Here is an 8689-nt window from a genome sequence, read left to right as displayed (position 1 = left end):
CCCTTTCCATACACCGCTTCCAATAAGTTCAGAATCCCTGCCATGCAGTTCATCATCCCTTTGGATTTTATTTATTTAGTTATCCCTTCTTCTCTTCAAACGCGAAATCTTGTTAACAAAGTCAAAACAACGGCGGTGACGAAGTTTTGATTGCTACCAAGACCGATCATCTCTTTTTGCTTTGGCCTATACTGAACATGATAGGCTAACTGGTTACGGTACGCATCTACGTCCTTATCCCAGTTTAAATGAGAGATGACCACCTGGTTTCATGATTACAATAAGAGCACGGGGACACTCTTATAATGCAACCACGAATCAGCATATTAGCCTACAGCCAGGTTCGCGCAGGAAATGATCATATAGAGGTTCATTGACCTTGATCATTTCCTTTTGTTTTGGGTTATTCACTGACCCCCCTATACTAGCTGTCTGTGCGAATTTGATAGGTGGTACTATACTAGTAGTTAGTTGCAATTTCCTAGGCCTTAGTTTTTCCATTTTTTTATTCCCTGCTAGAATGTTAGGTCCTTATTCTTATTTTTATTATATATTTTTTTTTCGCTCCTAAGCAAGGGGTGGATCTTACAGTAAGCCAGCTACCGCCCCAGCTAGCGGGTGCAAATAAAAATAAGAATAAGGCCTAACATTCTCTTCTCCCAAAAACCTAAAATAAAAAGGAAAGAATTCTAACGAATTCTTTTAATTAAATAAAAAGCACGGCAGAACCGTGCTTTAAAAAGGTAGTCCGCCTAACGGCGGACTCTCATCCGATATCCCATTAGGGTCTACCGACCCTAATAATACATTATACAATATAAGCGTACGTTTCATGTCACACTTTGGGAATTTTTTCCAAGTAAGAACATTAAGAAAGGGAGGCTAAACCTCCCTTTCTTGTTTTTGTGTTCGGACCTAACTTTATAGTTAAGTCAAGATATCTTTTAAAAGGACCCTAAAAGGGTCAAGATTTCTTAATTATATTGTTCCCTAGGTATAATCAGTATACACGCTTTCTGACTAATTATCAAGTTTTCTGTTTAAACCTTTGGAGGTATATTTTTCTTTTATTTTTTCGTATATTTTTCTAAGTTCTTCAGGTTCAAGTAGTACCCGCGGATCACTACCAGACTTGGGTTTGATTATTCTTAACTTACTTATAGTACGCATTTGATTTATTACAGCAATACTTTCGGTCCCTGGTTCTTTACCAGTAATTTCATTAAACCTCTTTAACTCTCCTAAATATATATTATTTGGGTGAATATCAGAGATGTTCTTCTCTTTTTTTAAAGAGGACAACGGTACCACCATAACCGTTTTAGATGATTTAGGGTTATCCTCTATTACAACAGCGGGGTGTCTTCCACCTAGTTCCCTTCCCACGTTAAAACCTAGTTCTACTGTGATGATGTCTCCTGCTTTATATTTTATTCTAGTAGGGTTTTCATCGTCTATTTTTAAATATCCTGCCCATGTATTAATCCATTTAATTAGATTATCGCGTTTTTTAGCGTTAAAATAATTTTGAATTGTTTTTCCTAAATGATCTAATGCTTGTCTCAATCTTTTATTTAACACAATTATCATCCTCCAAGTCTTTTAAGAGTCTATGTACCTGTTCTCTACTTACACCCAACTCCTTAGCTAGTTCCGTTTTCTTAGCCGCAGGATTTAGCCTGAGAGCTTTTTTGAGTCGCTCAAGGTGTTTTGCCTTTGCTTTTTCTTTTTCAGTTAATCCAGAGGCATCTCTGCGTTTCTCACGGTTCACTTCCTTCTTCCGCCGGTTCTTTTCTTCGGTACCAATCACAACTTCCAAGTGTTTTAATTCTTCCTCGTCAATTTCAAGTTGTTTAATAATCCACTCAGCAGTAAAGTTATACTTATCCGTATACCTTTCAGCACTTCGTGTATCTCTAATCACCATACGTTCAGGCAGTGGTTCTTTAAAAGTTTGGTTAAAAGCCAAAGTGTCTTCCAAGGCTTCTTCAGGTGATCTATCATTTTTTAAGCTATGTAACCGATAAAGGAATAATATCATTTCCCTATAACCATGAAGATCATAATTTCTCAGTTTTGCCAGTTTCTCTAAGTCCTTTAATATCCCGTAGTTTAATGTTTTTATATTCATTAATTTTTTAAACTTTGATTTATTTGATTTAGATTTATTAGTTTTCTTCTGCTTTTTAGATTTTTTAGTTGATCCAATCCGTTTAACTTTAGGTGAATATTGCTTTAAAAAGCTTTTCATGCAATATTTTGAACCATGGATCAGCTCATAGTAAGTCAATCTTCCATTTTTTTGATTAAATGTACCTGGTAAACGAAGAATTGATTGACTTCCTAAGGTTTTGGGGTCTGCCCCAAAGGGTTTAAAAATTTGATATATAATATCCTGACAGGCGTTCCACCTGTTTTTTGCTTGTATAGGACTTTCATGTATCAAGTAGATTAGCTGCACACCTCGACCAGAGAAAACACGTAGATTAGGCAAAGGTAATTTGCCCTCATAAAAAATTTCAAAGTGTATATTGCAGTAATTTTCTTCGGGCGAATAGTCGTTTAGCTTATATGTATCAAGGTCTATGAAAAGGCATTTAAACTTCCCGACAGTATTCTGATGACGCTTTGGTACAAAGAAACTATTAGGCGAGTAATAATAGTCTCTGTCATCCAAAACATGGACTTCTGACGGTGATTGTAAGGCGTTTTGTTGTTCCCATTCATCTTGTTTTTTTGTGGCCAAAAAGAAATAATCTTCTCCAGACTCATGAATTAGGTTTAGAAAATTTTGGGCTTGTCCATGTGATTGTAATTTTTGGTGCTGTCTTTGGCGTGATGGGCTTAATGATGACAATTAAAAAAGGCCTCCTTTCGAACATAGTCACCCGAAAGAAGGCCTTTTTAATATTTTGCCATTATAAATATTTAAGTATTTAATTGCATTTTCCTTTTAATTTTTGTATAATTCTAATTGAAAGCAATTTTAAAAGGAAAAGGCTAAACGGCCTTCTTTCGGTAGGGAGTTTCACTCACGGTCGCCAACCACTAGTGAAACTCCTTTTTACCTTTTTATTTAATTTTTATTGGGCTCTTTTATAGAGCTCATTTTTATTTTATCATAATTTTTTCATCAATTCATGAAAAACAAGGCGTGGAAACCCACGGTTTCAACCGTGGGAGGAAACGCCTCAACTCACCTCCTTCAACATAGATGTTGCAGATTCAATAAGATCCAGTCTTTTGTGACTAGCTGAAGCATGAATTTTTGTACCATCCAACAGTCGCAAATCGAAATAGCCACTCTTACGTCTACCGAAAATAAAACATTTCCTGTTGTTATATAATACCTTATCGAATAGTCGGAAGCCCTTGACCAAATACGGTGCTTTATTAGCTTTACGGATACCACCCTTTGAAGGATTAAATTTGTGTAGCTGTCGGTTATTCTTACGAACTTGCTTAATGTATAACGTATTGACAGGCGGTTTAGCTAATGGATTCCCGCTAATACAACGGGCATCTACTGCATGAGATTTTGGCAAGTTGTTTTTGATACGGGTGTTTTTGGTTATATAACCAAATGTCAAATTAACATCAGGATATTTTTCTTTAATTCCGTTATAAATAAACCATCTTAAAATAGTAAATTGTGATTCGTCTTTAAAACCTTTATCTTTAGGGTGGAAATAATTTTCTAAGCTCTCTTTGTGCAGTTTAGTATGACAGGTTTCACATAAAGTTACTAAATTACCAGGGCGATCACCGTGACTTTGTCTGCTTCGGATATGATGAACGTTCAAAATAGAATCTTTCGATTTTCCTCTACAGTATTGGCAGGTATGATTGTCACGGTACAAAACATATTCCCTTACATTCCAAAAACCTAACTGTTCACCTTGTTGATATTGCTCTCCCTCTATTTCTGGATTTTTTATTTTATGAATGTCAAATTGAGCAACTTCTACCTTAATATTGGAAACTGGCAGGATACTGCATACCATATCAACTAATTTCAAGTGAGTATCCACTTTATTCTGAATTGAAGGTGCTAACCAACCATTAGGTTTTTTACGATTATTAAATCTGGGTTTCCTATAGCGTGTTTTGCGATTTCTCCTTGCTCTACGTGCTTCTCTTCTAGTTGACAGTAATTCTTGAATATTTGTTCTTAATTGTGCTTCCCCTTCAAACAATACTTCGTTTCCTGTTGTTGCAGATAACCCAACGTGCTTAGTACCAGCGTCTACTCCTAAATTTACTGGTTGAGTGTAATTATCGCTTTCGTATAGCAATTGAATCGTAAACGGTGTTCTCTTTACGATTTTTGCTTTACCGTCTTTTAATAAATGTCTAACTTTACCATGTTTTTTAGTTGGCATTAAAGGTTTTCCGTTTTTTGCTAACACATAAACCATGCAAAAACTCCTTTCAGAGTAAGTCGGGATTTCTCCCGTTAAACCTCCTCGCCAATGTTACCCCGTAGTTTTTACTGGCAACACTGTTCTTACCCCTCAGAACTGTTTAATCACCAGCCGTAGTGCTTGGAGCTGGAGGAGTACCCCAAGATACCTATATATTCACGGGTAACGTAGCACTCACAGTGCTTAGGCTAGTCAACTAAGGGTTTCAAGCCCTCGGCTTTAGCCGTGGGTAGTTGACATTTAGCTGTGAATCTCTTTTTTTATTTAAAGACATATCACATTATCTCTTGGGTTTAGAGCAATCTGTGACAATTCTGTGAAGTCTCACAACGATTTTTCTAGTTTCTTAATTGCTACTGCCAAGCCATTATATTCTCCCTCGTGAAATTTTTTGGTTTTGCTTTCCTCCAGTTGATTCATTAGCTCTACTTTTTTAGCTTTTTCTTCCTCCAATTCTTCTATTATTTCCTTCAAATTACTCACTGTTTTCTACCTCCTTTTAGTCAGAGATTAATATTTATATACACATCGTCTATATCTTCTTGTTCTATACCAATATACCTCAAAGTTACAGATGGAGCTGAATGATTAAAAATGTTTTGTATCAGAGATATATCAACGCCATTGATATAAGCATGATAGCCGAACGTCTTCCTCAAAGTATGAGTCCCGACCCTTTCCTTTATTCCTACCGCCTTAGCAGCTTCATTGATTACTCTATAAGCATGTTCGCGACTAATCGGTCCACCTTTTTGACTCTTAAAAATACTATCATTAAGACTTAATTTTGAATCCTGAACGTACTCACGAATTGCTGATCTTGCTTTCTCATTAAGAATCATTTGTTTATTTTTTCCGGTCTTCTTTTCTTTCAGTTCCAAATTCTTTTTTGGTTTACCATTTTCATCTACGAGATCAGAAACTTTAAGTTCTAGTAAATCTGATATACGTAAACCTGTATTAATCCCTAACACAAATAGGCAGTAGTCTCGCTTATTTTTTTGTTTTAAAATTCGCTTTATGTGATCTATTTTTTTTAAATCTTTAATCGGAGAAACATGATTCATGACTACCCCTCCAATATCATTTTTTGTAATTTTAACATTCGATTTGTGATATTTGCAACCATAAAATAACTCCCGCAAACAGTTATCAAGTTAGTTATGAACTGTTATGACGGGAGTTAATAGACTTTTTAAAAATGTAACAAAATATAGTTTTGTTGCATTTTCTATTTAAACATATCTTTTATTTTTTCAATCAAACTTTTATTATTTGGCTGATCTAAACGATTTCGCAAATTTTCAACCAGCTTTTGATCTCGGTCTTCTATTGTTTGTTTTAAGCTCTCCATCTCTTCTTTCATATCCTCACGCACTTCTTCGCGAAGTTCTTCTTTCATATTCTCAATGTTCTCCCTTATCGCTTTCTGCATTATATTTTGAACCTGTTCTGGACTCATGCTTTTTTGAACAGTTACAACTTCTTGCATATCATATATCTGTAGTTCAGAAGCCGGTATAAACCACTGGTCTCCATAACTACCTTCTCTTTTAACTGCTTTCATTTCACCACGCCGAATCCTCCGCATTACAGTATCCCTTGAAACTCCTAGAGCCTCAGCTGCCTCTTTTACAGTTATTTCTTCTTTATCTTCATAACGCCCGGTATCCATATCCTACCCCCAGCATTTTGCTTAACTTTCCTGCACAGTGCAGGATGTTCAGACATTTGTGCGGAACACTTATGTATCTGCTTAACTTATTGCAATACTTATATTCGCTATTATTTTTATTATACCTGCTTAGAATCTAAAAACACACATGTTAGTGTGTGTTTTTAGATTCTTTAATTTCATGAAAAACAAAGCGTGGAAACCCACGGTTTCAACCGTGGGAGGAAACGCCTCAACTCACCTCCTTCAACATAGATGTTGCAGATTCAATAAGATCCAGTCTTTTGTGACTAGCTGAAGCATGAATTTTTGTACCATCCAACAGTCGCAAATCGAAATAGCCACTCTTACGTCTACCGAAAATAAAACATTTCCTGTTGTTATATAATACCTTATCGAATAGTCGGAAGCCCTTGACCAAATACGGTGCTTTATTAGCTTTACGGATACCACCCTTTGAAGGATTAAATTTGTGTAGCTGTCGGTTATTCTTACGAACTTGCTTAATGTATAACGTATTGACAGGCGGTTTAGCTAATGGATTCCCGCTAATACAACGGGCATCTACTGCATGAGATTTTGGCAAGTTGTTTTTGATACGGGTGTTTTTGGTTATATAACCAAATGTCAAATTAACATCAGGATATTTTTCTTTAATTCCGTTATAAATAAACCATCTTAAAATAGTAAATTGTGATTCGTCTTTAAAACCTTTATCTTTAGGGTGGAAATAATTTTCTAAGCTCTCTTTGTGCAGTTTAGTATGACAGGTTTCACATAAAGTTACTAAATTACCAGGGCGATCACCGTGACTTTGTCTGCTTCGGATATGATGAACGTTCAAAATAGAATCTTTCGATTTTCCTCTACAGTATTGGCAGGTATGATTGTCACGGTACAAAACATATTCCCTTACATTTTAATTTTTCTAGATATTTTTCCTCTGAAATTTCAAATCGTGCAGTCCATCCTGCTGATTCAGTCCAACTTACTCCTGTAAATTCAAAATCTTGGTCTTGTATAATTGATGAACCTATATCGACCGCATCTTGATATTCTGAAATTGGATCATCGCCAGGTAATGTGTCTATCTGATATGTTATTCTGATTTCACCATTATTTTTATCTACTCGAAATATCGAATACTTAGGTATATTTTTTTCTTGGCCAGCGTTACCTTCACCGTTATATTTTGCTTTCCAGCGACCTACTGCATTCTGCAGTGAACGAATTTGTTGATCTTTTTTCTCACTTTCTATTTTGTACTTATACTTAATCTCTGAAATTCGATATTCTGCATCTTTTTTGGCTTTTTTGTTTTCTTGATCTTTTTGATTTTTAATTTTGTTCAATTCTTCTTTATAATTTGATATTAATTCTTGGTATTCTCTCCAAGTCATAAAAACCCCGTCACTTTGGCTTTTATCAGTTTCCTGTATTTTTTTACCGCCTAAACCTTTTTTGATAGCTAAATACTCCACTTTGTTCCTCCTTTCTTATAAGAGATAATTTGATACCACTTTCCCAAGTTGGCCTTCACCATGCCCTAAATCACGGACTACTTCACGAAGAGCCTTTTTATCGAAACAGAGATTATTGAATCCGCGTGTCCAATATCGGTCTTCTTTTGGTATTTGGTTTAGAGGCCTAGATAATGTAATATATCGATTCCACGCGAAGTCTCTCCTCCCATAGCCATGAACGTCCAGAGAACCGGATATTTGTCCGTTTTCAGTTAAGGTTGATATTATGCGAGAATATCCATTTTCGCGCGTTTCATTAATTTTAGCTTCTACATAACTCTCATAATCTTTTCTAACAGTTACAGTACGAGGACGAGCTCCCTTGGTATTTTCGGGCTTTCCTCTCAAGTGCATTTTCAATTGACCGTTATCTCTATAAAAATTTTCTGGTTTGACTCTCTCGACTTCTGAACGCCTCAAACCAGTTCCTCTTGCAAATTCCACTACTTCTTTATATTTACCCTCTGTAGGATTTAACGTTGACTTGTTACCTATTTCGTCAGGGCGGGATTTGTAGATATTATCTCTCGTATTTTGCGGTATTTTAGCAGGTATTTCAGCACAGTTTTTAAGTCCTAATAATTTTGCCAGTGAATTTCTTTCACGGCTTACGGTGGTAGGTCTTTTGCCTTCTTTTATTCTTCTATTAAGATATTCTGTCGCATGAGCTACTTTTATTTTATCGATTGACTTTATTCCTTTTTCTTTCAAAAAGTCATGGAATCGCATTGAATCCTGCATTGCTGCTTGGAAGGAATTGGAGGAGAATATTTTTTCAGGTATGTTTAACTTAGATCCTCTTGGATCATTAGCTTTAAATTTCTCATTATAGGCTTTTTTCCATTCATGACGGGATTCTGAATATCCTGTTTTTGGATCCCATGCTTTCATTTGTTCTAACCTTGAAACTATCTGTTTTTTTAGACTACCTTTTTTCGACATTTTCCTCTTCCTCCTCCTTTTTTTACAAAATTTACCAGTATATATTAAAAAAAGGGCTTTATAAAGTTATTAAAAGTCTGAACACCACTTGGTGCCGGCCCCGTTTCATTCAATACCAGCGTGGG

9 protein-coding genes are annotated in these 8689 nt (G+C 35.7%); all 9 read right to left on the bottom strand.

What is annotated here, in order from left to right:
* Nucleotides 1–1020 precede the first annotated feature (1020 nt).
* Complete coding sequence (locus NTHER_RS14945; RefSeq protein ID WP_148206952.1) at nt 1021–1590, bottom strand: type II toxin-antitoxin system PemK/MazF family toxin; 570 nt, start codon at nt 1588–1590, stop codon at nt 1021–1023.
* Nucleotides 1571–2857: a replication protein gene (locus tag NTHER_RS14940; protein WP_012451959.1), complete on the bottom strand. Its 1287-nt coding sequence runs from the start codon at nt 2855–2857 to the stop codon at nt 1571–1573. The genes NTHER_RS14945 and NTHER_RS14940 overlap by 20 nt, the downstream gene beginning before the upstream one ends.
* Before the next feature lie 334 nt (nt 2858–3191).
* Complete coding sequence (gene iscB, locus NTHER_RS14935; protein ID WP_012451958.1) at nt 3192–4418, bottom strand: RNA-guided endonuclease IscB; 1227 nt, start codon at nt 4416–4418, stop codon at nt 3192–3194.
* A 330-nt stretch (nt 4419–4748) separates the two neighbouring features.
* Nucleotides 4749–4907 (bottom strand): hypothetical protein, encoded by a 159-nt coding sequence (locus NTHER_RS16020; RefSeq protein ID WP_012451957.1) that lies wholly within the window; start codon nt 4905–4907, stop codon nt 4749–4751.
* A gap of 20 nt (nt 4908–4927) precedes the next feature.
* Entirely contained in the window at nt 4928–5491 is a 564-nt protein-coding gene (locus tag NTHER_RS14930) for a site-specific integrase (protein WP_012451956.1), read from the bottom strand.
* Between the two features lie 164 nt (nt 5492–5655).
* Complete coding sequence (locus NTHER_RS14925) at nt 5656–6099, bottom strand: helix-turn-helix domain-containing protein (protein WP_012451955.1); 444 nt, start codon at nt 6097–6099, stop codon at nt 5656–5658.
* 232 nt (nt 6100–6331) lie between these two features.
* Nucleotides 6332–7000 carry an HNH endonuclease gene (locus tag NTHER_RS14920; RefSeq protein ID WP_012451954.1) on the bottom strand — a complete coding sequence of 223 codons (669 nt, stop codon included), beginning with the start codon at nt 6998–7000 and terminating at the stop codon, nt 6332–6334.
* Entirely contained in the window at nt 6990–7580 is a 591-nt protein-coding gene (locus NTHER_RS14915; protein ID WP_012451953.1) for a hypothetical protein, read from the bottom strand. The genes NTHER_RS14920 and NTHER_RS14915 overlap by 11 nt, the downstream gene beginning before the upstream one ends.
* A gap of 15 nt (nt 7581–7595) precedes the next feature.
* Complete coding sequence (locus NTHER_RS14910; protein ID WP_012451952.1) at nt 7596–8564, bottom strand: site-specific integrase; 969 nt, start codon at nt 8562–8564, stop codon at nt 7596–7598.
* Nucleotides 8565–8689 lie beyond the last annotated feature (125 nt).

This window comes from Natranaerobius thermophilus JW/NM-WN-LF, assembly GCF_000020005.1.
In the GTDB taxonomy this organism is placed as follows: Bacteria; Bacillota; Natranaerobiia; order Natranaerobiales; family Natranaerobiaceae; genus Natranaerobius; species Natranaerobius thermophilus.
Note: the sequence above shows the minus strand (reverse complement) of the source record. Positions and strands in the feature narration are given on the sequence as shown.

Bases quoted from the DNA above. Each gene is read 5' to 3' on its own strand.
- NTHER_RS14910 (WP_012451952.1), bottom strand. From the start codon at position 8,564: ATGTCGAAAAAAGGTAGTCTAAAAAAACAGATAGTTTCAAGGTTAGAA.
- iscB (WP_012451958.1), bottom strand. From the start codon at position 4,418: ATGGTTTATGTGTTAGCAAAAAACGGAAAACCTTTAATGCCAACTAAA.
- NTHER_RS14925 (WP_012451955.1), bottom strand. From the start codon at position 6,099: ATGGATACCGGGCGTTATGAAGATAAAGAAGAAATAACTGTAAAAGAG.
- NTHER_RS14945 (WP_148206952.1), bottom strand. From the start codon at position 1,590: ATGATAATTGTGTTAAATAAAAGATTGAGACAAGCATTAGATCATTTA.
- NTHER_RS14930 (WP_012451956.1), bottom strand. From the start codon at position 5,491: ATGAATCATGTTTCTCCGATTAAAGATTTAAAAAAAATAGATCACATA.